The organism is Streptomyces sp. NBC_00353 (genome assembly GCF_036108815.1).
In the GTDB taxonomy this organism is placed as follows: domain Bacteria; phylum Actinomycetota; class Actinomycetes; order Streptomycetales; family Streptomycetaceae; genus Streptomyces.
On sequence record NZ_CP107985.1, the window covers coordinates 8,633,072 to 8,657,242 of the forward strand.

The window sequence follows — 24,171 nt, forward strand, 5'->3', positions numbered from 1 at the left end:
CGTATCCGGGGTACGCCCCCGAGCGGAAGTTACCCACAGGTATGTAGTGACTTAACGCGCAAACGGCAGTAGAACGAGTTTCACTCTGTCGAGAGTGAGGCGTGTCACATGAGTGACTCTACCATGCATGATGCAGGCACCAAGGGCGTTTCGCGTCGAAGATTCATCACAGGAACTGGTTCTATTTTAGGTGCCGTGGCCCTCGCGGGTCACAGCACCCCGGCCCAGGCCGGGGTCGGCTCCGCGGCCGCTCCGATCGACTCCGGGGCTCATGTCCCGGCCCTCGTGATCGGCACCGGATACGGCGGATCCGTCGCCGCCCTGCGTCTCGCCCAGTCGGGCGTCGACGTGCACATGATCGAAATGGGCATGGCCTGGGACACCCCCGGCCCGGACGGCAAGATCTTCGCCAATACGACCTCGCCGGACAGCCGGTCGTACTGGCTCCGCACCAGGACCAAGCAGCCCCTCAGTAATTTCCTCGGCTTCCCCATCGACAAGAACGTCACCCGCAGCACCGGGATCCTCGACGCCGAGGAGTTCAGCGGGATCACGGTCTACCAGGGCCGCGGTGTCGGTGGCGGCTCGCTGGTCAACGGTGGCATGGCGGTCACCCCCAAGCGCGAGAACTTCGGGGCCGTCCTCCCGTCGGTGGACGCCGACGAGATGTACGGGATCTACTACCCGCGCGCCAATGCCGGGCTCGGTGCCAGCACCATCGATCCTGCCTGGTTCGACACCGCCGCGTGCTACCAGTACGCCCGGGTCGGCCGCAAGCAGGCCCAGCGTGCCGGCTTCCCGTTCGTCTTCGTGCCCACCGTGTACGACTGGGACTACATGAAGCAGGAAGAGGCCGGAACCGTCCCCAGGTCGGCGCTGGCCGGCGAGATCCTCTACGGCAACAACTACGGCAAGAAATCGCTGCAGAAGACGTACATCGACCGGATCAGGGCCACCGGCAGGGTCGCCATCTCGCCGCTGCACAAGGTCACTTCGGTCGCTCCGGCGGCGGGCGGCGGCTATACGGTCGTCATCGACCAGATCGACACCGGCGGTGTCACCACGGCCACCAAGACGGTGACCGCGGACCGGGTGTTCTTCGCGGCCGGCAGCGTGGGCACCAGCAAGCTCCTGGTCAAGCTGAAGGCCACCGGCGCGCTCGCCGACCTGAACGACGAGATCGGCAAAGGATGGGGCGACAACGGCAACGTCATGTGCGGCCGGGCCAACCACCTGTGGGACCCCACCGGCAGCCTCCAGGCATCCATTCCCACCGGCGGCATCGACAACTGGGCCGCCGGTGGCGCGTTCGCCGAGGTCGCGCCGCTGCCCACCGGGATCGAGACGTTCGCCTCGTTCTACCTGTCCATCACCAAGAACCCGAACCGGGCCGAGTTCACCTGGAACGCCGCGACGGGCAAGGTCGACCTGAACTGGCAGACCGCATGGAAGCAGCCGTCCATCGACGCCGCCAGGACGATCTTCGACAGGATCAACCAGAAGGAGGGGACGATCTACCGGACCGATCTCTTCGGCACCTACAAGATCTGGGGCGACCACCTCACGTACCACCCGCTCGGCGGCGCGGTGCTGAACCGCGCCACCGACAACTACGGCCGCTTGCACGGTTACTCCGGCCTGTACGTCATCGACGGCTCGCTGATCCCCGGCAACACCAGCGTCAATCCGTTCGTCACCATCACCGCGCTCGCCGAACGGAACATCGAGAAGATCATCGCCACCGACCTGTGACGATCAACGACCGGGCAGCGCGCACACGGTGTCGAGGCCCAGCACATGGTTGAGCCGGCCGAACGCCAGCCATGATCCGATGCTCATGCTCAGCTCCACGATCTCGAGCTGGCTGTAGTGCGCGCTCATCCGGGACCAGAACGCGTCGTCGAGGTTGTGGTGATCGAGGGCGTACCGCTCGGCGTATTCGGCGGCCAACCGGGTCCGGTCGTCGAAAACGTCGGTGGTACGCCACTGGGTCACCGCGTCGGCGAAACCCTCCTCGACCTTCACGCCGTCCCGTTCGGTCCGCCAGTCGAGACAGAAGACGCACCCGTTGATCTGGGCGATCCGCAACCGCGCGGCTTCGAACTCGCGCAGCCCCAGGGTCGTATGGGTGTACACCGCCAGCGAGAAGCTCGATGCGGCTATCCCGATCCCGGGCACCATCTCGCCCCATACGTACTCGATCGCGTCCTTGCCCTCGGGGATGTCGATGTTCATGGTTCTCTCCTTCCGAGCCTGCCGACTGCGGGGCGCAGCGGGACGTCGAGCGCGTCGTAGAGTCCTGGTTCCGCGTTCACGAGCCAGTCGATGGCGCTCACGAGCCGGCCCACCGCGGTCGCGTTCCCGCCCGCGGATCTGTTCTCGTCCTCGTCGGTGGCCTCGACCGTGACCTCGATGCGCGGGCGGCCCTCGATGATCACTCGATGTGCGCCGTCACCGTCGGGCGGCGTCGGCCAGTCCGGTGCGCAGGAGGGGTGAATGCGCGTGATGTGCTCGATGACGATGCGGGGTTCGCCCCCGACGATGCCCTGCACTTCGAACCGCACCGCGCCCTGGGTGCCGGCCTCGAACGAGCCCATCGTCCTGGTGCTCACCGTGGCGTCGAGCGCGCGCCGGTCCAACGTCTCGCGGATGTCGTCGAGTTCGACCCCCAGAGCCCTGGCCATCAGCCGTATCTGTCCACCCCACACCATGGTCGGGACGGTCGGTGCGAGCATCAGCGGCTCGTACTCCATCGGCTGGCCCATGCCGACCAGGTACCGGACCGATTCCTCCTGCTCGTAGGTGGAGTAGTCGAAGATCTCCTGACAGCGGATCACGTCGATGGAGGTGCCGAGTCCGCTGATCAGCAACGGGAGCACGTCATTGCCCCAGCCGGGATCGACACCGGAGACGAACAGCGAACCGCCACCGTCCGCGATGGCGGCCAGCACCGGTTCCCGCAGCTCCGGCGGGGCGCCCAGCTGGTCGTACAGGGCGTACAGCGCGGGGGTGACGACCACGGCCCCGGTCCGGATCGCCCTGCTGATGTCGGCGAGGGCCTCGTCGGGGCGGATGTCGCCGGACGCGGCGTAGACCACGGCCCGGGGACCGGTGGCCAGCACGGCATCGACGTCGTCGTTCGCCACGACCCCCAGCGGACGACCGAGCCCACCGAGCTCGCCCGCGTCACGTCCCACCTTGTCGGGGTTGTGGACGAGCACGGCGGTGAGCTCGAGCGCCGGATGGGCCTCGACAGCGCGGATTGCGGCGCGGCCGACGTTGCCCGTGCCCCAGACAACCGTGGAAATCATGCGCGGAGGGTAGCGAGAGGGCCTGTCAGTTCCTAGTGCCGTGACACGACGAGTTTGTCGGGCGGGACAGAGGAGCCGGGGCCTCACCGGGAGGCGGCTTGGGCTGTGCCCGCTACGTCGTCAGGGCAGTGGATACACAGCGGCACTGCGCCCCGGGCTCGCGTGGTCGGTTCCGGTCAGGCCGTCTCGGCCTCCAGACGGCTGGGAGCGGTATGCGGCGAGCGGAGTACGTGGGCTGAGCACACGGCCACGACGCAGAAGCCGAGAGGCAGCAGAAAGGTCAGGTTGAGCGGCATGAAATGCGTCAGCGGTCCGATGACGGCGGGGCCGGCGAGCATGCCGAGATAGCCCAGGCCGGCGACGCGCGAGACATTCGTTCCGGCGGCGCCCGGATCGGCGTGGCCTGCGGCGCTGAAGAGCTGAGGGATGCAGCCGGACAGTCCGGCCCCGAACACGGCCCAGCCGGCCAGGGCCAGCGGGATCGACGTGGAGAACGTGGCCGTCGTCAGGCCGACCGCGGCCAGGGCCGCCCCGTAGCGGAGGATGGCCACCGGCCCGAAGCGCATGGCCACTCGGTCGGCCAGCAGTCGACCGATGGTCATGGCGGTCGAGAACGCACCATAGGCGAGAGCGGCGACGGCGGCGGAGGCGTTCAGGACATCCCGCAGATGCAGAGTGCTCCAGTCGTTGGCCACGCCTTCGCAGAGCATGAGCATCAGCGCGAGCGCGGCCAGCGCCCAGATGCGGCGGGATGTCCGGTGCACCGGTTGCGTCACACCGGCGGGGGCCTCCGCGGCAGACGAGGGGGTGTGCTCGGTCGGCAGGAGCCCGCGGGCGGCGAGCGCGGCCACGGCGAGACCGAGAACGGCCACTGAGCCGAGGGTCACCGCCGGGCTCCAGCCCCAGCTGAGCGTGCGCGCGCCAAGCAGCGCGGCAAGGACGCCGCCGATGGAGAACGTGGCGTGGAAGGCGGACATGACGGGGCGTCGGTAGCCCCGCTCGACCTGGATGGCGTGGGCGTTCATGCTGACGTCCAGACAGCCATTGCCGAGTCCGAGCAGCGCAAGTGCCGCTCCCAGCGTCCACGCGTCCGTGGCCAGGCCCGGCAGGACCACGGCTGCGCTGCACAGTGCCGCGCTCAGCGGTACGACGGTGCGGGCGCCCCAGCGATCGGTGAGCGGGCCCGTGATCCGCATCCCCGCGAAGGCTCCCGCGCCCAGGAGCAGGAGTAGCCAGCCGAGCACGGCATGACTGATGCCGACGTGGCGCTCGACGGCAGGGATGTGGACGACCCACATCCCCAGGACGAAGCCGTTCAGGGCGAAGTAGGCGGTCGTGACCAGTCGGCCGGTCCGCAGCGATCTCTCCATACCGATGAACATAACGAACATCTCTGATGTTTGAAAGCTTGCATTTTGAACATCGTTGGTGTTCTATCGCTGATGTGGCGAGTACGGATCGACTGAGACGGATCACCGAGGCGGTACGCGAAGCGGGCAGTGCCGGCGTCGCGGAGCTGGCTGCCCTGACCGGCGCGTCGGAGATGACCATCCGCCGTGACCTGGAGACCCTGGCCGAGCAGGGCATCCTGGAGCGGTACCGAGGGGGAGCGAGGAGCCTGCTGCTGCGCGGCGACGAACCCCCCTTCGGGCTGCGGGCGACTGAGGGACTGGAGGCCAAGCGACGCATTGCCTCCGAGGTCGCCGGGCTGATCGCCGACGGGGAATCCGTGGTCCTCGACAGCGGCACCACCTGCCTGGAAGTGGCCCGCGCGCTGGAACACCGGCGCCTGACGGTCATGCCGCTTTCCCTGCACGCGGTGAACGCACTGACCGGAGCGCCGGACCTCACGCTGCTGGTGCCGGGCGGCCGCCCCCGGCGGGGCGAACTCGCACTCACCGGCCCGCTCGCCGAGGCGTCGCTGGCCGCCCTGCGTTTCGACACCGCGGTCATCGGCTGCTGCGGACTGAACGCGGCGAACGGCCTGACCGCGTACGACTTGGACGACGCCGCCACCAAGCGGGCCGCCATCGCATCGGCCCGCCGGGTCATCGCGGTCACGGACGGCGCGAAGTTCTCCCGTACCGCCCTTGCCTTTGTCGCACCCGCCACCGCACTGCACGCCGTTGTCACCGACGAGACCGCGCCCGAGGGCGAGGTCGACGCACTGGCTGCGGCGGGCGTGCACGTGCGACAGGTATGACCTGGGCGTCAGTTGAACGGCACGCGCCCCAGCGTTCCGTCTTGATGCTGTCCAGAATGCGGGTGCTCGCCACGTTGAGCGCACTGCGGAGCAGCAGGTTCCTCTGACCGGTGGGCCGGCCGCCGCTGCTCCACCGCACATGACTATTCGTGATCGAGATCCATTCCTGCGACAGGCCTCGAGGGCCGACGACCGATGCCATTGGCCCTGGCCCGGGTCGCGTTGGCGGCGAGCAGGGCCAAACCGAGCGGGGTGAGTGTGTGCAGCACGGTGGTCGCGTAGCGGACGCTGGCGATCAGTTGCGAGTCGCGCAGCGCCTGGGTGTGGAAGGTGACGGTGCCGGGGGATATGCCCAGAGAACGGGCGAGTTCACTCCCGGTGGCCCCCGTGGCGGAGGCGCGCAGTACGAGTGCGCGAGTGCGGCCCAGCAGCGTGGTCAGCGGGACGGTGTCGCCGTCGGCGATGTCTGCCGCTGCGGCCACCCGCTCGTGGCGCATGGGGTAGACCAGTACGGGCGGTAACTCGGGGTCCGCCAGCACCACGGCTGAACCCCAGCAGAAGTACGAGGGCACCAACCGCAGTCCTCTGCCGCCCAGATGCAGGTCCGCGTCGACGGTGGGGTGGTCCGCCTCGAGGACGGGGCTGCGCCAGCGAAAGCCCGGCCCCAGGCCGGACAGCATGTCCTCGACTCCTCTTCCCAGCAGGGAACGGGTGCGGAAGACCCGCTCGGCCTCGATGCGGGTGCGAATGGTCGCCTCGTGCGGCGCGATGAGCGCGTCGTAGTACGCCCTCAGCCCTGCGGTCAGCTCGTTCCTGTGCTCAGCGGCGGCCAGCCGGGTCAGTCCGCGCGGAGTCGCGGTCACCACTCTGGTCAGCTGGTCGAGTTCGGCCGACACCCGGGCGGACGGGGTGGCGCGGATGGCTTCGAGACCGGGAGAAAGCCCCTCGCTGGCGGCGGCGGGGGTGAGGAAATCCGGGAAGTAGGCGGCGCGCGGAAACAGTGGCAGCAGCAAATGCCGCACCGTGCGCGCCAGTGCGGGATCGTTCAGCTTTTCGCAGGCGAAGCGCAGCCAGGCGGCGTAGGTCCCGCGGCCGCGCTTGGTCTGCAGGCGGTGGAGTGAGGCCGCTGTCTCCCACAGGGGATCGGGCTCGGCGGTCAGGCGGGTCCGGCCGAGATCGGGTCCGGAGAAGTGAATGCGGAGCACAGTACTCCTTCACGTGAGGTGCCCGTTTCAACAGAGCTCGAACAAGGTAGCTGCCTGTGAACAGCGGTGGCAATCTCTGTGAAGGTGTGGTTCAACCGGCTTCACAATTCAGTGATTCGGTTGGATTGCGTGTTTCGGTATCGATCGAGAAGGGGAGAAAATGAAGCTGGCCAAGTTCTTTGCTGCCGCGGCTGTGGCTGGAATGTCCATTGCCGGTCTTGCGGCCCCCGCGAGCGCCACGGAGCACAATGGCGTGTGCGAGTCGGGCGAGTTCTGCCTCTGGTACAACCCGAACTATGCGAACGGCATCTGGGACATGTACTACGCGGACCTCAACCTCAACGACAACTACTTCATCGGCAACTCCAGCCAGCGGGTCGGCAACAACTCCGCCTCGGCCAAGAATCGGGACTCCCTGCGGTGGTACGTCTACTTCGGGACGAACAAGACCGGTACGTCCGGCTGGTACGACTCCGGTGAGGTCAACTCGCAGATGACGAACTTCCGGAACCAGATCGAGTCCGCCTCGTACTGATCCCCCGGCCCGGCCGGCCGGCGGGGCTCGCAAGCCGCGCCGGCCGGCCGGGGTGCACGCACCCACCCCTGGAGCCTGGAGACCAGCCATGTTCGCACCCGGGCGCAGAAAGCCCGCGCGCTTCCCGTCCGCTGCCGCTGCCCTGCTCGTGGCCTGCGTCCTTGCAGGTTGCTCGGCCGGTGCGGGGCAGTCCGGGAAGCATCTCGAAAACCCCGCGGCACAGTCCCTCCGTATCCCCACGGCCGTGGAAGCCGCTCGCATGGAGGTACCGCTGGCCCGTTACACCGTCGGCCTGGCCGACGGTCGCGCCATCAACGCGGCCGAGAGCCGCCTCGTCGCGCAGTGCGCGGCGCGCTACGGCCTCACGCTGGCGCCCGAGCAGCGGGACGGCGGCGCGGAGCCCGGCACCAGTGTGGAGCGCCGGTACGGGATAACCGACCGGAAACTGGCCGCCGTGAGCGGGTACGGGATGGGCGACAAGCCCGCGAAACGGACCGCCGAACCACATGCGAAGATCCCCGAATATCTCCGGACGGCAATTCTTTCCGGCCGCGGACCGGCCACCGTGAACGGCCGCAAGGTGCCGGACCAGGGGTGCAGTGGAGAAGCCCGCGAAACGCTTGCGAAAAGAGCGGCACCCAGTCGCAACCAGAATCTTGCTCTCAGCCTCATGGACGAGAGTTTCTATGTGTCACAACGCGATCCCCGGGTGCGGAAAGTGATTTCCGAATGGTCGGCCTGCATGCAGCGCGGTGGTTACGACTACAACGATCCGCTGGACGCGGCAGGAGATACCCGTTTTGGTACCGGACAGACCCGGCTGGAGCGCGATGTGGCATTGACGGACATTGACTGCAAGGAAGCAGTGAATCTCACCGGGATCTGGTTCGCGGTGGAGTCCGAATATCAACAGGGACAGCTCGCCGAGAACCGGACACAGCTCGAGGACGCCCTTCGGGCGGGTCGTGCACGGGTCGTCGCCGCACAAGGGATTCTCGATCGGGCCGGTAGCTGAACGGGGTCCCTTGGTCCGCCGGGTCGACTCCGCCCGAAGTTGTACCGAGTTCCGCGTGGCCACGGTCAGTTCGTGCGGGTCTGCCTGATCGAGGATGTGAGAGGGAGCGGCTGTCCGGGCGAGCACCGTATGACTGCGGCGAACGGACAGCCTGCTCGGAAGGGCAGCTGGAACGGGGCTGTCCTGAGTCAGGACGGACTGCCCGGCCTCGCCGCAGCTGCCAGGATCGGCTGGAGGCGGCGGGCGGCGTTGAGGTGGTCGGCGGTCCAGATGATGCGGACGGCTGTGGCTGTGGCCAGCCCGTTTTCGTCACGCAGGTCGTGGCGGAGGGATTCGACCAGGCGAGCCTCGGCGGCAGGATTGCGTGGCAGGGGATCCGGGAGCGAGGTGTGCCCGCCGAGGCTGATCGCCAGGTCGCGGTACCAGCTGGACACTCGACCTGCGGCGTCCAGTAGTACGAGGCGGGCTTCGGCCCGGTCCGCTTCGATGCGCTGTTCGCTGCCGCGTTGCCATAGTCCAAGCACGGCGTCGGCGGCGAGGCGCAGTCCGACGACGCCGGTGACCAGGGCGGTCATGTCGGCCAGCGGCACACGTTTCGGACCGCGTTCGGCCAGGTAGCTGCGGAAGGCGTCGTCGAGTCTTCGTGCGGCGGCGGCAGCCTGGCGTCTCTCCTGCAGTGGAGCGTCGGCTGGTGCGGGCCCGGCGCTGCAGCGGCTGACCGCGTAATCCACCGCCCCGGCCAGATACCGGGCGCTGTCCGTGTACGCCTCGGCGAGGGCCTGGTTGACGGCTGCGGCGGCGCCGCGCGGCCAGAAGAACAGGCCCACCAGGACGCTTACCGCGCAGCCGATGCCGATGTCCTGGATCCGCAGCAGTGCGATGTGCCAGTCCGGGTTCTGGTCGATGTTGAACATGATCACCAAGGTGATGGTGAAAGCCGCCTGGCCGGCGGCGAAGGAGATGGCTGAGGGGGCGATGCCGGCGATCAGTACGGCGAGCGGCAGCAGCAACCAGAGCAGGGTGCCGTGGTGGCCGATGAGATGCAGCAGTCCGGCCCCGATGAGCGAACCCGCGATCGTGCCGCCCAGGGCGCGGACCGCGTTCTGCCCGGTGTTGAGCGCGTTCGAGCGCAGCACGGAGAGGGTCCCCAGGAGTACCCAGAACGAGTGCTGAACGCTCGTCAGGTCAGCGAGGGCAACCGCGACGCCCAGGCCGACCGCTCCGCGGAGGCTGTTGTGCAGCCAGACCGAGTTCGGCCGGAGATGGGCGGCTGCCCGCTCGCGGGCCGAGGCCAGCGGTCGAGTCAGGGCGCCGGGCTCGCGGCCGAGCAGCCGATCCCGCCAGCTGCGTCGTTGGGCCGCCGCTGCCAGGTCCACGTTGTCTGCGATCTGGAGGGTTGCGAAACCCAGTTCCTGGGCGCGGAATGACAGGTCCAGGGTTTCGATGAAGGCCCGGGGCTCCCACTCCGTGCCGGCCCCGGGCGGGTGCATGGGCAGCCGGGTGGTCGCGCTGCGTTCCATGGCGGTCATGGCCTCGTGCAGGTCGACCGAGGCGGTTCGGAGCGCGTCGGGTGCGCCGTAGGGTGCGTCGAGCAGGTCGGCCGCCTGGTCCAGGACCGCGGCGGCATCCTGTCGAACGGCGTGTGCCGCGGGATCGCAGGTCGGGCGGCCGCTGTGCGGGGGACTGCTGTCGGCCACGATGGTGCTCAGCCAGGTGAGTTCGTCGACCAGGCGGACCAGGGCGCGGGAGCTGGTGGACAGTCCGGTGGGCCGGTAGGGAGTGGCGTCGAAGGCAGTACGGAGGTCGGATGCCGCTGCAACGGCCTGATCGGCGGTGTCCTTGCACTGCCGGGCGCTCGGTGCGTCAGGCTCTCCGGTCAGCCGGTAGGCGTCGGCGCGTAGTTGTGCTGCGGCGGTCCGGCAGACACGTGCGGCATGCGGACCGAGCGGGTCGGTGGCGGGCCGGGGCCACAAGAGGGAGATCGCGAGTATGGCGCCGGCCGCCGCAAGACCCGCTCCAGCGAGTCGGTCGGGCAGTTGGGACAGTGGTGCGGGCGAGGCCACCGGCAGGACGAAGGCCAACAGCAGAGCGGTGGTCGCCTCCGCGAGGACGGAGCTGACGACGCCGGAGAAGAGCACCAGGAAGCCGACCACGACGGTGATGGTGACCGCGAGCCAGGTCGTGCGGGCCACGAGCGTGCTCAGGCAGATGAGCACCGCCCAGGCCAACGCGAGCCCCAAGTGAGCGCGCAGCCGCTGCACCATCGGGCCGGTGAACTCCACCAGCAGCAGCATCGAGAACGAGCCGAAGGCTGCGAAGGTCGCCATCGTCGCGGAGTGGAGCACCTGGCTGCAGAATGCGAACAGCGCGGGCATCACCAGTGCAGTACGTGCGGCCCGGCGGGTCGCGGCCAACTCCGGATCATGGGTACGCAACCACGCAAGGGGCCGCCCGAGTCGGATGTGGCCAGGTGTCTGCATTCGCTCGCACACCTCCTGGGGCGCCCGCGTATCCCATCGATCGAGAGTATCTGCCCGGCCGGTCTGCCCGGCTCGGGGCTCGCGCAGCGTTGGGCGACGCTCCACAGGTCCGCGCGTGTCCATCCACTCGCGGTTCGGCCACCGGCCTGCCGCCGGGCGGGTGCACATCCGGCCGCGACAGGCTGCGGTCGCCCGTGTGGGGGCCGGCCGCAGTGCCACAAGCCCGCATCACCAACCCTGTTGACGCATGGTGAGACCACCATCAGCGGGGGCACGAAACGCTCTCGCCGCCGACGGTCAGCCACCCCGAACCACCTTTCAGGGGGTGGGATTTCACGAGGCGTCCCACGGCAGGCGCTCACGCGGCCCTGATATACGCTCCGCGCACCACATCGGGGCCGGGGAGAGGGACATACACGTATGCGCAGGACAAGAGGCGTAGCTGTGGCGGCGGGGGCGGCGGCGCTGACGCTCGTCACCGCGACGGGCGCGCACGCCGAGGGGCGGGGCGACATCCGGGTGACCAAGACGGTCGTCGATCACGGGACCAACGTCATCGTGGGGACGTCGAAGACCATCAGGTACCCGATCGTCATGACGATCAAGGACAACTCAGGGGTGAAGGGGGTGACACGGGTCAGCACGTACAGCTACAGCAGCGGTAGTGGGGTCGCGGAGCAGGACGGCTCCGTCACGTGCGTGAAGCAGAGCACCACGACGTCGGTCTGCACCGCGATGATGAAGATCGTCCCGGGCTGGATGCCCGGGTACTCGGCAGACGACGCCAACGTGATGGCCGGGGTGTGGATGGTGAGCGCGACGGTGAAGGCCAACGACGGTGACTACTGGCTTTCCGACAGCATCGCCTCGTACAAGGTCAAGCGCGCCGCGACCCTCGTCACCAACGCCTCGCCCGAGCCGGTGAAGAAGGGCGGCAAAATCACCGTCACCGGCAGGCTCACGCGGGCGCACTGGGAGGACCTGAAGTACTACGGGTTCACAGGGCAGGCGGTGAAGCTCCAGTTCAAGAAGGCCGGCGCCACCTCGTACACGACGGTCAAGACCGTGAAGACCGGCAGCGGCGGAAAGCTCAGCACCACCGTGACTGCGGCTTCGGCCGGCAGCTGGCGCTGGTACTTCGACGGCACGACCACGACGATGCAGGTCGCTTCGGCCGGCGACACCGTTCAGCTGAGCTGAGCTGAGCTGACGAAGGCCGAGGCATACGGCGCAAGGGGTCCGGTGTGTTCACCGGGCCCCTTGCGTACGGGGCCCCGCCATAGCCGGTGTCCTTGTCTCACAGCGGCTGGAGGGCGGCGGTTCGGGCCAACCAGAGCATTCACTGAATTCGTGGACCGCCTGGCGGAGTTGCTCACGGAACGCGCTCAGTACTCCATCCGCGGATCGTGATGGTCCGGATCGGTATCTTTGCCGTGTGCCTGAACTGATCGCGCCCACCGCCCGCCTGCACGCCGCCTGGCGCGAAGCACATGACGAGTGGGGTCCTGGCTTCCACGAGGATGGATTCGGACTGGGGCCGTCCGACGAGGTCGACTCGCCGGACGGGTTCGCGGCCTGGGTGGCGCTGCTGACTGACGAGTCGAGTCCGAAAGCAGTGGAGTCCGGCCGGGGTTGTACGTACCGATGGATCGTCGAGGGCGACCGGGTGCACGGCGGAATATCGTTGCGGCACGGGCTCAACGACTACGTGCTGCGGTTCGGCCACATCGGCTACGGCATCCGGCCGTCTTCACGTCGGCGCGGGCTGGCCACCTGGGCGCTGGGCCGGATGCTCGACGAAGCGCGGACGCTCGGCCTGGACCAGGTGCTGATCATCTGCGAAGTCGACAACCTTGCCTCGGTGAGGACCATCGAGCACCAGGGCGGCGTCCTCGAGGGCATCCGGGACACCGAACACGGCCCCGTGCGGCGGTACTGGATCAAAATCTAGTTTGTGAACTTGCCGGTGGGGGGCCGGGGTGGTCCCGTCTGCTGGGTTCCCTGCTCGGTCGCCCGCACCATGGATCTCCTGGGGGGACTGGTGGACGCCGCCGGTGCTGCGGGAGGCGTTCTACGGGATCCGGCGATTCGACGCATTCCAGGAGTCGCTGGGAATCGCGCGCAACACACTCAACGACAGGTTGCGGCGGCTGGTGGACGAGGGACGGGCGTCGGCCGGGACGGTGGAGGTCGATGCCCGCGCGTGAGAGCGGGCACACCGCAAGCCGCTCGCTGCGGGACTGATCGGGAGCTCGACAGCGAAGGGAACTCCCCGGCTCGGCCCACCCGGTCCTCGTCCCTCAGGTCAAGGATCAAGTCAGACCCTCGTTCCGGTCGGCAGGACGGCACGGGCGATGCCGGTGAGGTTCCCCTGCAGGACAAGGATCTCCCTCCGGTTCGATCCATCGAGGTCGGCCGCGTAGACGTTCCCGGCCAGGTCGGTCACGTACATGCGGCCGTCGTCCGGATCGAGGGCGAGGCCGATGCCTTCCATCAGGTGGGTCAACAGGATCTCGGGCGTCCGCCGCCCGTCCGGCGGGTCCATCGGCGAGCGGTTCACGCTGTTGCCCCGCGGCGGGTCCCCGCGATCCGTCCAGTACAGCGTGCGCTCCGCGAGGTCGAGCGCGAGGTCGATCGGCTCCGGCAGCCCCTCGAACAGCACCTCGATGTCGCCGCGCTCGGCCGTGCTGTCCCCGGCGGGCAGGTCGACTCCGGCCCGTAGGATCTTCCCGAGCCCCGCGTCACTCGGGCCCTTCTGCGTCCAGTAGAGGTGTCCGCCCACGGGGTCGACGGCGACTCCCACGCACCATCTGGTCTCGTCGCGACGGTCGTCCTCGCCCTGTCCCGTCTGCACGAGGGTTTCGACGTTCGAGCCGTCGAGGTCGCAGCGCATCACGCGCATGCCCTCACGATCACCCCAGTACAGCTTCCGGCCGGCGGCCTCCAAGTGGAGTTGCTTCGGCGTGTACGTGACACCGCTGGGGACGATCGTCGTCCGGTTGCCTCCGTCCAGGTCCACGCGTTCGATCGAGCCGTCGTTCGCCGGTGGAAGGCCCATGTTCGTCCAGTAGATGTGCCCGGCCATGACATCGACGGCGACTCCGTCGGGGACCCTGCACCCGGTGACAACGACCTTCTTGTCGGAACCGTCGGGGTTCACGGAGAACAGCCGACCGCCACCGCTGGCCTCGAGCACGAACAGTTTCTCCTGGCGCCGCGTCACGGGCCCTCCTTCGCCGGGCGACCGGCTGCGGCACTCGGGCCGGACGGGTCGCACTCGGCGCGCACGGCCAGCAGCGCCGAGAGCATCGCGTCGCGCCGAGCGGCCAGTTCATCGACCGAGCGACCGCCGGCCTCCTCCAGGACGCCGCCCACGATCTTCTCCATGAGCTCGGGCGTGAACTCGGGCGTGCCGAGTTCCTGCCAGGATGCCACCATCCGCGGCATGAGGGTGTCCATGAAGTGCTGGATGCCGCCCTCTCCTCCGCCGAGATGCCACAGCAGATGGGGGCCCATGACGCCCCATCTGAGCCCCGGTCCCCAGGACACCGCGTCGTCGGAGTCCGCCACGTCGAGCACCCCCTCCTGGACCAGGTGGACGACCTCGCGGTACAGCGCGGCCTGGATGCGGTTGGCGACATGCCCGGGGAGCTCTTTCTTGAGGTGGATCGGCTTCTTGCCGATCGCGGCGTAGAACGACATGGCGTCCCGGATCGTCTCCGGGGCGGTCTTCGTACCGCCGACGACCTCGACCAGCGGGACGATGTGCGGGGGGTTGAAGGGATGACCGATGACGGTCCGCTGCGGACGCCGGCACTCGGCCTGGATGACGCTCATCGTGATGCCCGACGAACTCGACGCGATGATCGCGTCCGGCGGCGTGGCGTCGTCGATGTCGGCGAACAGCCGGACCTTGAGCTCCGGGCGCTCCGGCGCGTTCTCCTGCACGAAATCGGCGTCCGCGACAGCCTGACGCAGGTCCGTGGTGAAGCTCAGGCGATCGGGCGAGGCTCCGGGCGAGAGCCCGATCGAGGCCGCCGCGTCCCATGCCGCCTCCACGTACGAACGCAGTGCCGCCTCCGCGGTGGCGGCGGGGTCGGTCGCCGTGACGTCGAAACCTCGGACGAGATAGTGCGTCGCCCAGCTCGCACCGATGGTGCCGGTGCCGACGATCGCCACGCGGTGGACGGGTCTGTGCGCATTCATGGCTGGCTCTCTGCTCCTGGGAGTCGGACGCGGGCTGTGGGGGAGGTGGGCGGCCGGCCTGGCCGGCATCAGCGGCTGTGCCAGACAGGGGCGCGCTTCTCGGCGAACGCCCGTGCGCCCTCCTGCGCGTCCTCGCTGGCGAACAGCCCGCTCGTGAGCTCGTCCTGGCGTGTGAAGGCGTCACTCTCGTTCAGTCCCTGCGTTTCACGCAGGACCTCCTTGACGGCCGCCAGCGCCAGCGGCGCGTTCCGCGCCACGCGCCCCGCCAGCCCGCGGGCCACGTCCAGCGCGGCGCCGGTTGGGGTCAGCTCATTGACGAGGCCGTACTCCTTGCCTTCTGCCGCGGTCAGCGCCTCGCCCGTGAGCAGTACGCGCGCGGCTACGTGGTACGGAAGGCGGCGCGGCAGCCTGACCAGACCACCCGCTGCCGCCACGAGACCGCGCGTGACCTCGGGAAGCCCGAACCGGGCGTCTTCCGCGGCCACGATCAGGTCGCAGGCGAGCACCATCTCGAAGCCGCCGCCGAGCGCCCAGCCCTCGACCGCGGCGATCAACGGCTTGCGCACCGCCGTGCCGGTGAGCCCGCCGAAGCCCCGGCCGGGGAGCACCGGCAGCTCACCCTTGGCGAATGCCTTCAGGTCCATGCCCGCGCTGAACACCCCGCCCGCGCCCGTGAGTACGCCGACCGACAGCTCCGGGTCCGCGTCGAGCAGATCCAAAGCCGCGGCGAGCCGTACCGCGACCTCGTGGTCCACGGCGTTCTTCTGAGCCGGGCGGTTGAGGGTGATGGTCAGCACGCCGCCGCGGCGCTCGTGGAGCACCATGTCGGACGCTGCGGACGCCGTGCTCATGGCGACGCCTTGCCTTCCGTCGTGCCGGGGATGGTTCCCTGGGCCCGCAGCTCGGCGATCTCGGCAGGACCGAATCCCAGCTCGGTGAGGATCTCGTCGTTGTGCTCGCCCAGGTCCGGCGCTCGCTTCGCCGGTACCTTCGGCACCCCTCGGAGGTTGACCGGACTGCTGATGGTTTCCTCCAGCCCGCTGACTCCTTCCAGCGGCACCACGATGTCGTTCGCGCGCAACTGCGGGTCCTGCGCGGCCTGCTCCGGCGTCTGAATGAGGCTGTAGGTGACGCGTTCCCGGCCCAGGGCGTCCTTCCAGTGAGCGAAGGGCTGCGTGCGGAACTCGGCGTCGAGCAGCTCGCTCAGCGCGGCGGAGTTCCTGACGAAACCCTCGACGTCCGCGAAACGGGGATCATCGAGCAGCTCGGGGTGCCCGATGGCCCGCGTCAGTCCCGGCCAGTGCGGGGGTGAGGCGACCAGCATGAACCACTCGCCGTCCGCGGTCCGGTAAGGGTTGATCAGCGGGTTCGCCGGCGCCGTCCGGTCGTGCAGCTCGAACGGCGTGCCGCCGGCGAGCGCGCCGGCCACGAGCGTTCCCGTGGCCCAGACGCCCGCGGCGAGCAGCGACGTCCCGACACTGGCTCCTTGTCCTGTGCGCTCACGGCGGTACAGGGCGGTCACGATCGCCGCGTAGATCGCGATCGCCGACATGTAGTCGCCGCTGCCCCAGACCGGCACCGTCGGCGGGGCTCCCGCGTCCCGGGTGGAGGCCAGCAGTCCGCTGCGCGACCAGGCGGCGGTCAGGTCGAAGCCCGGCTGCCCGGCGTCGGGGCCGGTGTCCCCGAAGCCTGTGATGTCGGCGTAGACGACCCGCGGATTCCAGCCCGCGACCTCCTCGTAGCCAAGGTGCAGCTTCTCGCGTGTGCCGTGCGGGAAGTTGGTGATCACGACGTCGGCCCACTCGACGAGGCGCTTGAGGATCGCGGTGGCCGCAGGTGACTTCAGGTCGATCACCATGCCGCGCTTGTTGCGGTTGGCGAGGTGCCAGCTGTAGTTGGCCTGCGCCCGGGGACTGGGCGGCACGGAGCCCAGCCGCCGTTGGGGGTCGCCCTGTCCCGGCGGCTCGATCTTGATGACGTCCGCTCCGAAGTCGGAGAGCACGGTGGCCGCGGCCGGTCCCGCGATGAAGCTCGACGCGTCGAGGACCTTCAGGCCGGTGAAGACGGATTCGGTGGTCATCTTCGTCACCTCACGAAGGCGCTCAGGCCGCCGGTCACGGCACGGCCGACGATGAGGGTCTGGATCTCCCGCGTGCCCTCGTACGAGTAGATGGCCTCGGCGTCGGCGACGAAGCGGCCGATCTTGTACTCGAGGAGGATGCCGTTGCCGGCCAGCAGTTCCCGAGCCCACCCCACGTTCTCGCGCATCCGCACGGTGCAGTAGGCCTTCGCCAGGGCGGACTGCTCGTCCCGGTACACCCCGGCGTCCTGCAACTGGGCCAGGCGCGCCATCATCCCGCACGAGGCCGTGGCATTGCCGAGCATCTTCACCAGCAGGTCCTGTACGAGCTGGAAGCTCCCGATCGGGCGCCCGAACTGCTCGCGCTCCTTCGCGTACTGCAGGGCGATCTCGTAGGCGGCGAACATCACTCCCACGGCCTGCCACGCCACGCCGCTGCGCGTCTGGCGCAGGATCTTGGCGGTGTCCTTGAACGAGTTCGCGTTCTGCAGCCGGTTGGCCTCCGGTACGCGGCAGCCGTCGAGCACGATGTCGGCGTTCTGCACGATCCGCAGCGCCATCTTGTTCTCGATCTTCGTCGCGGTGAATCCGGGGGTGTCCTTCTCCACGACGAAGCCCAGCACGTGCTGCGTCTCGACATCGCGGGCCCAGATGACGACCAGGTCGGCGAACGTCGCGTTTCCGATCCACCGCTTCGCGCCGTCAAGAATCCACACGTCGCCGTCGCGGCGCGCGGTCGTCCGCAGGCCGCCGGCCACGTCGGAGCCGCCGTGCGGCTCGGTCAACCCGAAGGCGCCGATCTTCTCGAAGCGGCTCATCGCCGGCAGCCAACGCCGCTTCTGCTCGTCGGAACCGCAGGTGAGGATGGTGCCCATGGCCAGACCCGTGTGCACGCCGCCGAACGTCGCCAAGGACGCGTCGACATGCGCCAGCTCCAGCGCGATGAAGCCTGCGAGGAGGTTGCTCGGACTGGATTCCGGGGAGTCAGGGTCGGCCCAGTCCATCATGCCCAGCTTCCCGAAGCCCTCGACCAGCTGGAAGGGGAACTCGGCCCGGGCCCAGTAGTCGTCGACGATCGGGGCGACCTGCGTGCGGAGGAACTCGCGAACGGACGCGACCTTCTCCCGCTCCCTGTCCGACAGCATTTCCTCGTAGGCGTAGAAGTCGGCGGGCAGCAGCCCTTTGTCCAGGCTGGGACCGGACGGTGTCGGCAGAGCCGTTGTGCCGCTCATGGCAATCTCCCTCAAGCGCTGTGGGGCGGGGCCCGGGGATCCGCGCCCGTCAGCACTCTCCGCGCCCGGCTTTTCGGTTCTCGGACGCGATTAAACGCGGATCCGGAACCGGTCCCCCGGACCCGCGCCGCCCACGGGTGCCGTGTCGCCGCGGACCACCCCATCGGCCCGTAGCCGCCCGTGCGCGAGAGGTGGGCCAGGGCTGCCAGGGCTGACAGAACGTCATTTCAGTGGTGGATGCCCCGCACCCGGCGGTAACTCGCAGGCGATCGCTGCAGCGGGCCGGGTGCGCGCCGAAGCGGCGGTGGGCAATGCGGGCGACGGCCTCGATCCACTCATCCGGAGGCGGCACAAACGCACCACATGCTCGGCAGCGCCTGCCGAGCGCTGTACCTCAGGCACCGTCGTCGACAGGACATCGACGACTGCGTGCTCAGTCTGCGGGCCGCCTACGGCACGTCGTTGTCCGCGCCCGGGGCCGTACGGATGGGCGAAGCCGCTCAGCTGCTCGCGGCCGCGCTGCTCGACCTGTACCGCGTCGACGGGCAAGGCCGGTACCTCGAGGAGGCCGCCCGGACGGTCCGCGAGTGCCTCGAGCGCGAGGGCAGGACAGAAACGCGTATGCGGCTTCTGGTCCGCCAGGCAGAGGTGCACTACGCGGCCTACCATCACACCGGAGACCGCGCCGAGTTGGATGCCGCGATCGCCACCGCGGACGAGATACTCCTCGAAGCCGCGGCCGACGCCGATGCCTCCGGGTCCGCGCAATGGGAGTCCGCCATCGGCCCGACGCTGGCGCAGGCCCCGGTGCTACAAGGTGAACTGGACCAAGTACCGCACCAGTTCCGACCGCCGGGGCAAGGTGAAGCCAGGCTCAGCACTATGAAGCTTCCTGCCGAGGTGACCGGTTGGCGATACCGGTCGACGAGTTCATGACGCCGCGACCTCACCCCTTGCGGTGCAGCCTCGTCCTCTGCGCTTCCGTCCTGTCCGTTGCCCTCGCCACCGGGTGTACGAGTGACTCCGGCGGGCCGAACGGGCCCAGCGCACGGGAGACCAGTCCAGGGCAGCAACGGAAGCATGCCTCCGAAACGTCCGCTCAGGATGAGGAGAGACTCGGTAAGCAGGTTGAGGAAGCTCTCGACACCGAAGAAGTCGGCGACAGTGACCCACTGTTCATCGAGGCGGGTCTTGAACGTGTCAGCGACGGATTCCACACCGAGCCGGAACTGGCACGAGGTCGCTCGTACAGGTTGTCGGTCGCCTGCGCCGGAAAGGGCAAGATCGTCCTGTCCATAGCCCTGAAGGCTCGCGTCCGCCGGACCATGGACTGCGACGGCGTCCCACTTCAGCTGCGCATCACAGCCTCAACGGCCAGGGTCACGATCGATACCGAGCGGATGCCGGGGGCCACCGGGATGGTTGCCTGGCGCATGGACAGGGTCGAGAAGTAAGCCGCAAGTCCGTCGGGCGCCGCGGATGCGGTCGAGTCCGCATGTGCGTACCGCGGCCTGCGCGGATAACGGTGGGTGAGCCTTCGAGATGCGCGCGCAGAGGCGCGCTGCTTCGCTGGTGTGGCCCGCTCTTCCCCGATGACACCAAGGAGTGATCATGAGCGTTGCAGGCGAGTCCGGTGCCCGTGCCCAGCAACTTCTCCAGAAGGCACAGGAGATGGAACAGGCCGCAGAGCGCATCTCCGACCCGCAGGAGCGTCAGCGGCTGAAGGACAAGGCCCGCGAGCTCAAGCAGCAGAGCAAGCAGGCGAGCAGCGGGGACATCGACCCCATCGTGTAACAGCCGTGTGCATACGCCGGCCGGTGGCTACCGCGCGTCCTTCCCCAGGCGCGCGCGAGGCCATCGGCTGGTCGTGTGTGTGGGCCACGCCGCACACCTCCACTCTGCGCGCGATTTCCGATCCAGCCGTCGCGGCCTCACCTGGGCAGGTCACTTCGGATACGGGTCGTAGCAGTCCAGTGCGGGGTGGTAAAGCACCCGCCAGGTGTCCTGGTCGACGACTCCGGTTCTGCCCAGGCCGTGACATCCCTGAATCCAGATGATCTTCTTCGACGTGGCGGTGCCGAAGACCCCGTTGACGGCGAGTTTCGGAACACCGCCCCACACGTTGCTCAGACACTGCGCCTGCTTCACGGAAAGACCGGTGCTCACGTACGTGAGCGCGGGGCGATCGATGGAGGACGTGTAGGGGCATGTCTTATCGGCGGCGGCCGCCTCGGGCGTCGTCGTCGCCAGGGCCCCGGCGGTCAGCAGCGCTGCGCCGAGGGCCGAACACTTGCGGCGGATCATCTCGCGCACTCCTCTCCGTGCCGGCCATGTGCACACGCATCCAGCATGGGGGTGCAAGCGTCGTCTCGCGCATTTTCGAACTGTCACGCCCACGGAAGGGGTCCTGACGAACGCCGTGTCGGTGGGTGAAGAGGCCCGGACGGATCAGCTGTCGTCCGACAGGGCCGTGTGGGCGGCGTGGAGGATCTCCTCGGACAGTGGGGAGCCGTTGGTGGCGCGGGCCAGCAGGAGGGCGCCGACCAGGGTGGCCAGGCGGGCCAGGCCGTCTTCGTCGTCGGTGGCGAGCCACTGGGCGAAGTCGCGCACTCCCTCGATGTAGACGTCGTGGGCGGCGTCACCCGCGTCCCGGGCCATGTCGGCGGCGAGCGCGGCGGCGGGACAGCCGTCGCCGGCGTTGTCGCGGTGCCGGGTCGACAGGTAGTAGTCGATCAGGCCCTGACGGGCGGCGTCACGTCGCCCGTCGTGCTCGTCGAGCTCTGCCGTGCGGCGCGCCTCCAGCTGAGCGAAGGCGTGCACGGTGGCCTCACCGACCAGGGCGTCCTTGGAGGCGAACTGCTTGTAGAAGCCGCCCTGGGTCATCCCGGCCGACTTCATCAGGTCCGCGACGCTGACGCCGGTGCCCTGCTCGCGGAACAGCCTGGAGGCGTTGGCGACCACGCGCTTCCGGTTCTCCTGTGCCTGTGCCTGTGACACTCGGCCCATCGGGCCACCCCCTCTACATGGATGTCGGTTGCAATCTATCGTACGAGCCTGTTTAGATTGTTAGTGAAATCTATTTTCCGTCCGCTGCGCTCACGAAGGGTGGCCACCGCGGTCGGCGCAGGGAGAAGGCATGGGGCCGAAGGACTCCGTCACCGGCGGCCACCTGCCCGGTACGGGGCCTGCTCCGCGGCCAAGGGCCGGCCACGTCCCCGCCGGCCGGAAGATCGACCCCGCCTCGATGGCCACGCAGGCCCTGGACGGCCTGCGGTGCGGACTCCCCGAGATCCTCGCCGACGACTGCAGCCGCCAGGTCGAGCAGAGCCTGGCCACACAGCCGGCCGCCGCCTGACGCAGCACGGCCGCCGCGGCCTCGTGCGGCACCGTCATCTTTCAGAACACCGGAGTTATCTCATGACACCCACCGTCGGTCCCGTCTCCGCCCGCAGCGAGGAAGTGGCCGCACCGCCCGGCTCCGTCCCCGGCGAGGCGGCCGCGCCGCGACACCCGGGCCCGAGCAGCCGACCGCCGCTGCGGACGCTGCTGCAGCCCGCGGTGATCGCCCTGGTCCTCGTCTCGGCCTTCATCAGTTGCTATGTCGGGCTGCAACGCGACCCGAAGCCGCATCAGCTGCCGGTGGCGGTCGTGGGCAACACCCTCGCGCACAAGATGGAGCTGTCGCTCGGCGACAGCGTCGACGTACGCCCCACGGTGAGCGCGGCCGCAGCCCGCCAGGCCGTGGAACAGCACGACGTGGTGGCTGCACTGAGCTCCGGCGGCAACGGACAGCTGAGCCTGGAGGTGGCCGGGGCGAACGGCCTGTCCACCACGGGCGCGGTCAAGAGTGTGGTGTCCGCGTACGCAGCGGGATCCGGCCAGCAGGTCACGACGACCGACGTGGTGCCGCTCGCTCCGTTCGACGGGCGGGGTCTCGCCGGGTTCTACGTGTCGTTCGGTGTCACCCTCGCCGGATTCGTCCTGGCTCAGAACGCGCTGGGCATGGCGAACGTGCTCCATCTGCGGCACCGGTTCTGGCTGATCACGGGCGTCTCGGTGGCGACCGGCATCGTTGCCGCGATCATCGCAGGCCCCGTCCTGGACGCGGTGCCTGCCCCGTTCCTCCCGCTGGCGGCGACACTGGCGCTGCTGGCGGCCGCGGCAGCGTTCACCACGAAGCTGCTGGGCACCTACCTCGGCCCCATCGGTGTCCCGGTGGCGACGTTGCTTCTGCTGACGGTCGGCAACTCCACCAGCGGCGCCACCATCAGCTCCGACCTGCTGCCGGCCGCGGCCCGGGCCGTCTCCGCTCTGTTGCCGCCCGGCGCGGCGGTACGGGCGGTGAGCGATCTGAGCTACTTCGACGGCGCCCACGCAGGAGTGCCGCTGCTCACCCTGGCCCTCTGGGCCGTGCTGTCGGCCGTGCTCGTGGGTATCAAGTCCCGGCTGCGCTCGACCCGCCCCGCCGCGCACGCCTGACCCGGCCGAATTCCTGCTTCCTCCGGGCGACGGCCGCCCGGAAGGGGTGCCGCCACCGCTGTGACGGGTACTCCTCGGGCCTCGCCTCGGCCCTGAGATTCAGCGCGCTCCCGGGGCCGTCGCGTCGTCCGGGCGCGCTCCCGCCGATCCGAGGGCGGAACCTTTCCGCATCAGGGCAGGAAGTTCGTGAAGAGAAGTGATCTCGTGTGACGGGGGACGCAGCAGGGGGTCGCGCGCCACGTGCGACCGGTTCAGCCATATCGAGGCACCCAGACCCGCGTTGAGCGCTCCGCCGATGTCGGTCACCAGGCTGTCGCCCACATGGCAGACATCGGCGGGCCCGAGGCCCATGCGTTCGAGGGTGATCTCGAAAATCCTCTGATCGGGCTTGGACACGGCTACCTCGCCCGAGATCACGGTGACGTCCAGGAATCTGTCCAGACCGGTCGCCGTGATCTTGTCCCGCTGCGCGTCGCCCGGACCGTTGGTGACAAGCCCCAACCGGTACGAGGCGCTGCGAAGTGCACTCAGCGTGTTCGCCACGTCGTCGAACAGGACGTAGCGCCGACAACGCTGCCGCTTGTATTCATCGGTCGCAGGATCGGCGAGTCCGGCGTGCCCGCACTCGTCGAGTGCCTGCCGCCAGCACTCCCTCCAGATGCAATCGGCATCCGGGATCCGGCCGGGCGGGTGCTGCGCACCGTCCCCGCCCGCGCGCATGTGGTCGAGATAGCGGCGTGTATAGGCGTCGTGCAGCGAGTCGGCATCGAGATCGGGGGCCGACCGGACCAGGACGTCGCACACGGCCCGCACGGTCGCCCTCCAGGCGGGCATGCCGTAGTCGAGCAAGGTTGCGTCGAGGTCTAGCAGTACCGCCTGGATCATGCGCAGAGCATACGCACCGACCGCGTCAGGAGAAGCCCGTACTGCGACGGCAGTTGAATGATCTGCTACGTCTGAGCAGTCGCGTACACGCAGCTCACGAATTCAGCGATCTGTTCGTCGCTCAGGTTCTTCGCGAGATCGGCCTCCGTGATCATGCCGACCAGGCGGTGGCCGCCCTTCACGTCGATCACGGGCAGTCGCTTGATCTGATGTTCCTCCATGGTCGTCAGGACATCGGCGGCGTCCGCTTCGGCATCGATCCAGTGGATCTTGGCATTGAAAGACCCGGCCTGCACGGTTGCAGGGTCGACGCCCTCGGCGCAGCACTTGACGACGATGTCCCGGTCGGTGATCAAGCCAGTGAGCCTGTTGTTGTCGCCGCAGATGGGTAGGCAACCGACACCCAGATCGCGCATCGTCTTCGCTACCTCGAACAGCGACTCGTGTGCACCGACGCACTGCACGCCACCGGTCATGATGTCTCGAGCCAGCAGCTTCTCGGACATGATTTCCTCCTGCCCTCGACCGGCGTGTTTCCCT

26 protein-coding genes are annotated in these 24,171 nt (G+C 68.8%); 12 read left to right on the plus strand and 14 right to left on the minus strand.

Translation table 11 applies throughout. The features are described from left to right. Positions 1-108 precede the first annotated feature (108 nt). A complete protein-coding gene (locus OHA88_RS38865; protein WP_328628969.1) occupies positions 109-1,752 on the plus strand; it encodes a GMC oxidoreductase in 1,644 nt (547 codons plus the stop codon). Between the two features lie 3 nt (positions 1,753-1,755). Here OHA88_RS38865 and OHA88_RS38870 read toward each other — a convergent pair whose 3' ends face one another. The 3 genes from OHA88_RS38870 to OHA88_RS38880 form a co-directional block, all read right to left on the minus strand. Beyond that, the gene (locus tag OHA88_RS38870; RefSeq protein ID WP_328628970.1) at positions 1,756-2,235 is read right to left on the minus strand and encodes a carboxymuconolactone decarboxylase family protein; all 480 of its coding nucleotides are present in this window, start codon (positions 2,233-2,235) and stop codon (positions 1,756-1,758) included. Further along, positions 2,232-3,311, minus strand: coding sequence for an NAD(P)H-dependent amine dehydrogenase family protein (locus tag OHA88_RS38875; protein WP_328628971.1), 1,080 nt, complete (start codon positions 3,309-3,311; stop codon positions 2,232-2,234). The genes OHA88_RS38870 and OHA88_RS38875 overlap by 4 nt, the downstream gene beginning before the upstream one ends. A gap of 176 nt (positions 3,312-3,487) precedes the next feature. Beyond that, complete coding sequence (locus OHA88_RS38880) at positions 3,488-4,681, minus strand: MFS transporter (protein ID WP_328628972.1); 1,194 nt, start codon at positions 4,679-4,681, stop codon at positions 3,488-3,490. Positions 4,682-4,755: 74 nt separating this feature from the next. On the opposite strand from OHA88_RS38880, the gene OHA88_RS38885 reads away from it, so the two are divergent. Beyond that, positions 4,756-5,514, plus strand: a complete 759-nt coding sequence (locus OHA88_RS38885) for a DeoR/GlpR family DNA-binding transcription regulator (RefSeq protein WP_267006797.1) — start codon at positions 4,756-4,758, stop codon at positions 5,512-5,514. Between the two features lie 143 nt (positions 5,515-5,657). On the opposite strand, the gene OHA88_RS38890 is transcribed toward OHA88_RS38885, so the two are convergent. Beyond that, positions 5,658-6,719 carry an ArsR family transcriptional regulator gene (locus OHA88_RS38890; RefSeq protein ID WP_328628973.1) on the minus strand — a complete coding sequence of 354 codons (1,062 nt, stop codon included), beginning with the start codon at positions 6,717-6,719 and terminating at the stop codon, positions 5,658-5,660. Between the two features lie 160 nt (positions 6,720-6,879). Here OHA88_RS38890 and OHA88_RS38895 point away from each other — a divergent pair, with 160 nt between their 5' ends. Further along, complete coding sequence (locus OHA88_RS38895) at positions 6,880-7,254, plus strand: peptidase inhibitor family I36 protein (RefSeq protein WP_328628974.1); 375 nt, start codon at positions 6,880-6,882, stop codon at positions 7,252-7,254. 259 nt (positions 7,255-7,513) lie between these two features. After that, a complete protein-coding gene (locus OHA88_RS38900; protein ID WP_328628975.1) occupies positions 7,514-8,269 on the plus strand; it encodes a hypothetical protein in 756 nt (251 codons plus the stop codon). A gap of 188 nt (positions 8,270-8,457) precedes the next feature. On the opposite strand, the gene OHA88_RS38905 is transcribed toward OHA88_RS38900, so the two are convergent. Continuing rightward, positions 8,458-10,683 (minus strand): FUSC family protein, encoded by a 2,226-nt coding sequence (locus tag OHA88_RS38905; RefSeq protein WP_328628976.1) that lies wholly within the window; start codon positions 10,681-10,683, stop codon positions 8,458-8,460. A gap of 486 nt (positions 10,684-11,169) precedes the next feature. Here OHA88_RS38905 and OHA88_RS38910 point away from each other — a divergent pair, with 486 nt between their 5' ends. The 3 genes from OHA88_RS38910 (at position 11,170) to OHA88_RS38920 (ending at position 12,956) form a co-directional block, all read left to right on the plus strand. Next, positions 11,170-11,949 (plus strand): hypothetical protein, encoded by a 780-nt coding sequence (locus OHA88_RS38910; protein WP_328628977.1) that lies wholly within the window; start codon positions 11,170-11,172, stop codon positions 11,947-11,949. A 235-nt stretch (positions 11,950-12,184) separates the two neighbouring features. Continuing rightward, complete coding sequence (locus OHA88_RS38915) at positions 12,185-12,700, plus strand: GNAT family N-acetyltransferase (RefSeq protein ID WP_328628978.1); 516 nt, start codon at positions 12,185-12,187, stop codon at positions 12,698-12,700. A 103-nt stretch (positions 12,701-12,803) separates the two neighbouring features. Next, positions 12,804-12,956 carry a winged helix-turn-helix transcriptional regulator gene (locus OHA88_RS38920; RefSeq protein ID WP_328628979.1) on the plus strand — a complete coding sequence of 51 codons (153 nt, stop codon included), beginning with the start codon at positions 12,804-12,806 and terminating at the stop codon, positions 12,954-12,956. 110 nt (positions 12,957-13,066) lie between these two features. Here OHA88_RS38920 and OHA88_RS38925 read toward each other — a convergent pair whose 3' ends face one another. From OHA88_RS38925 to OHA88_RS38945, 5 genes are all read right to left on the minus strand, one after another. Continuing rightward, positions 13,067-13,972: a YncE family protein gene (locus OHA88_RS38925; protein ID WP_328628980.1), complete on the minus strand. Its 906-nt coding sequence runs from the start codon at positions 13,970-13,972 to the stop codon at positions 13,067-13,069. Next, positions 13,969-14,955 carry a 3-hydroxyacyl-CoA dehydrogenase NAD-binding domain-containing protein gene (locus tag OHA88_RS38930; RefSeq protein WP_328628981.1) on the minus strand — a complete coding sequence of 329 codons (987 nt, stop codon included), beginning with the start codon at positions 14,953-14,955 and terminating at the stop codon, positions 13,969-13,971. Before OHA88_RS38930 ends, OHA88_RS38925 begins: the two co-directional genes overlap by 4 nt. A gap of 68 nt (positions 14,956-15,023) precedes the next feature. Further along, positions 15,024-15,806: a crotonase/enoyl-CoA hydratase family protein gene (locus OHA88_RS38935; RefSeq protein ID WP_328628982.1), complete on the minus strand. Its 783-nt coding sequence runs from the start codon at positions 15,804-15,806 to the stop codon at positions 15,024-15,026. After that, positions 15,803-17,035, minus strand: a complete 1,233-nt coding sequence (locus tag OHA88_RS38940) for a CaiB/BaiF CoA transferase family protein (protein WP_328628983.1) — start codon at positions 17,033-17,035, stop codon at positions 15,803-15,805. Before OHA88_RS38940 ends, OHA88_RS38935 begins: the two co-directional genes overlap by 4 nt. 5 nt (positions 17,036-17,040) lie before the next feature. Continuing rightward, on the minus strand, positions 17,041-18,267 hold the full coding sequence (locus OHA88_RS38945; protein ID WP_328628984.1) for an acyl-CoA dehydrogenase family protein: 1,227 nt from the start codon (positions 18,265-18,267) through the stop codon (positions 17,041-17,043). Between the two features lie 363 nt (positions 18,268-18,630). On the opposite strand from OHA88_RS38945, the gene OHA88_RS38950 reads away from it, so the two are divergent. The 3 genes from OHA88_RS38950 (at position 18,631) to OHA88_RS38960 (ending at position 20,061) form a co-directional block, all read left to right on the plus strand. Next, positions 18,631-19,203 (plus strand): hypothetical protein, encoded by a 573-nt coding sequence (locus OHA88_RS38950; RefSeq protein ID WP_328628985.1) that lies wholly within the window; start codon positions 18,631-18,633, stop codon positions 19,201-19,203. Further along, positions 19,176-19,721, plus strand: coding sequence for a hypothetical protein (locus tag OHA88_RS38955; protein ID WP_328628986.1), 546 nt, complete (start codon positions 19,176-19,178; stop codon positions 19,719-19,721). The genes OHA88_RS38950 and OHA88_RS38955 overlap by 28 nt, the downstream gene beginning before the upstream one ends. Positions 19,722-19,878: 157 nt before the next feature. Further along, positions 19,879-20,061: a DUF6381 family protein gene (locus OHA88_RS38960; protein ID WP_267006810.1), complete on the plus strand. Its 183-nt coding sequence runs from the start codon at positions 19,879-19,881 to the stop codon at positions 20,059-20,061. A 150-nt stretch (positions 20,062-20,211) separates the two neighbouring features. Here OHA88_RS38960 and OHA88_RS38965 read toward each other — a convergent pair whose 3' ends face one another. After that, positions 20,212-20,571 carry a peptidoglycan-binding domain-containing protein gene (locus OHA88_RS38965; RefSeq protein WP_328628987.1) on the minus strand — a complete coding sequence of 120 codons (360 nt, stop codon included), beginning with the start codon at positions 20,569-20,571 and terminating at the stop codon, positions 20,212-20,214. Positions 20,572-20,715: 144 nt separating this feature from the next. Then, the gene (locus tag OHA88_RS38970) at positions 20,716-21,273 is read right to left on the minus strand and encodes a TetR/AcrR family transcriptional regulator (RefSeq protein WP_328628988.1); all 558 of its coding nucleotides are present in this window, start codon (positions 21,271-21,273) and stop codon (positions 20,716-20,718) included. Positions 21,274-21,403: 130 nt separating this feature from the next. Between OHA88_RS38970 and OHA88_RS38975 the strand changes: the two genes are divergently transcribed. Both OHA88_RS38975 and OHA88_RS38980 read left to right on the plus strand, forming a co-directional pair. Further along, a complete protein-coding gene (locus OHA88_RS38975; RefSeq protein ID WP_328628989.1) occupies positions 21,404-21,622 on the plus strand; it encodes a hypothetical protein in 219 nt (72 codons plus the stop codon). Positions 21,623-21,684: 62 nt separating this feature from the next. Further along, on the plus strand, positions 21,685-22,746 hold the full coding sequence (locus OHA88_RS38980) for a hypothetical protein (RefSeq protein WP_328628990.1): 1,062 nt from the start codon (positions 21,685-21,687) through the stop codon (positions 22,744-22,746). Between the two features lie 99 nt (positions 22,747-22,845). On the opposite strand, the gene OHA88_RS38985 is transcribed toward OHA88_RS38980, so the two are convergent. Together OHA88_RS38985 and OHA88_RS38990 are read right to left on the minus strand one after the other, a co-directional pair. Then, positions 22,846-23,631 carry an HAD family hydrolase gene (locus tag OHA88_RS38985; RefSeq protein WP_328628991.1) on the minus strand — a complete coding sequence of 262 codons (786 nt, stop codon included), beginning with the start codon at positions 23,629-23,631 and terminating at the stop codon, positions 22,846-22,848. Between the two features lie 65 nt (positions 23,632-23,696). Continuing rightward, on the minus strand, positions 23,697-24,137 hold the full coding sequence (locus tag OHA88_RS38990; protein ID WP_328628992.1) for a CBS domain-containing protein: 441 nt from the start codon (positions 24,135-24,137) through the stop codon (positions 23,697-23,699). Between the last annotated feature and the right edge of the window lie 34 nt (positions 24,138-24,171).

Excerpts from the sequence above, each read along its gene's own strand:
- OHA88_RS38880 (WP_328628972.1), bottom strand. The coding sequence starts at position 4,681 with ATGGAGAGATCGCTGCGGACCGGCCGACTGGTCACGACCGCCTACTTC.
- OHA88_RS38895 (WP_328628974.1), top strand. The coding sequence starts at position 6,880 with ATGAAGCTGGCCAAGTTCTTTGCTGCCGCGGCTGTGGCTGGAATGTCC.
- OHA88_RS38875 (WP_328628971.1), bottom strand. The coding sequence starts at position 3,311 with ATGATTTCCACGGTTGTCTGGGGCACGGGCAACGTCGGCCGCGCCGCA.
- OHA88_RS38935 (WP_328628982.1), bottom strand. The coding sequence starts at position 15,806 with ATGAGCACGGCGTCCGCAGCGTCCGACATGGTGCTCCACGAGCGCCGC.
- OHA88_RS38930 (WP_328628981.1), bottom strand. The coding sequence starts at position 14,955 with ATGAATGCGCACAGACCCGTCCACCGCGTGGCGATCGTCGGCACCGGC.
- OHA88_RS38870 (WP_328628970.1), bottom strand. The coding sequence starts at position 2,235 with ATGAACATCGACATCCCCGAGGGCAAGGACGCGATCGAGTACGTATGG.
- OHA88_RS38985 (WP_328628991.1), bottom strand. The coding sequence starts at position 23,631 with ATGATCCAGGCGGTACTGCTAGACCTCGACGCAACCTTGCTCGACTAC.
- OHA88_RS38910 (WP_328628977.1), top strand. The coding sequence starts at position 11,170 with ATGCGCAGGACAAGAGGCGTAGCTGTGGCGGCGGGGGCGGCGGCGCTG.
- OHA88_RS38900 (WP_328628975.1), top strand. The coding sequence starts at position 7,514 with ATGGAGGTACCGCTGGCCCGTTACACCGTCGGCCTGGCCGACGGTCGC.
- OHA88_RS38965 (WP_328628987.1), bottom strand. The coding sequence starts at position 20,571 with ATGATCCGCCGCAAGTGTTCGGCCCTCGGCGCAGCGCTGCTGACCGCC.
- OHA88_RS38990 (WP_328628992.1), bottom strand. The coding sequence starts at position 24,137 with ATGTCCGAGAAGCTGCTGGCTCGAGACATCATGACCGGTGGCGTGCAG.
- OHA88_RS38950 (WP_328628985.1), top strand. The coding sequence starts at position 18,631 with ATGCTCGGCAGCGCCTGCCGAGCGCTGTACCTCAGGCACCGTCGTCGA.
- OHA88_RS38970 (WP_328628988.1), bottom strand. The coding sequence starts at position 21,273 with ATGGGCCGAGTGTCACAGGCACAGGCACAGGAGAACCGGAAGCGCGTG.
- OHA88_RS38975 (WP_328628989.1), top strand. The coding sequence starts at position 21,404 with ATGGGGCCGAAGGACTCCGTCACCGGCGGCCACCTGCCCGGTACGGGG.
- OHA88_RS38865 (WP_328628969.1), top strand. The coding sequence starts at position 109 with ATGAGTGACTCTACCATGCATGATGCAGGCACCAAGGGCGTTTCGCGT.
- OHA88_RS38940 (WP_328628983.1), bottom strand. The coding sequence starts at position 17,035 with ATGACCACCGAATCCGTCTTCACCGGCCTGAAGGTCCTCGACGCGTCG.
- OHA88_RS38960 (WP_267006810.1), top strand. The coding sequence starts at position 19,879 with ATGAGCGTTGCAGGCGAGTCCGGTGCCCGTGCCCAGCAACTTCTCCAG.
- OHA88_RS38945 (WP_328628984.1), bottom strand. The coding sequence starts at position 18,267 with ATGAGCGGCACAACGGCTCTGCCGACACCGTCCGGTCCCAGCCTGGAC.
- OHA88_RS38980 (WP_328628990.1), top strand. The coding sequence starts at position 21,685 with ATGACACCCACCGTCGGTCCCGTCTCCGCCCGCAGCGAGGAAGTGGCC.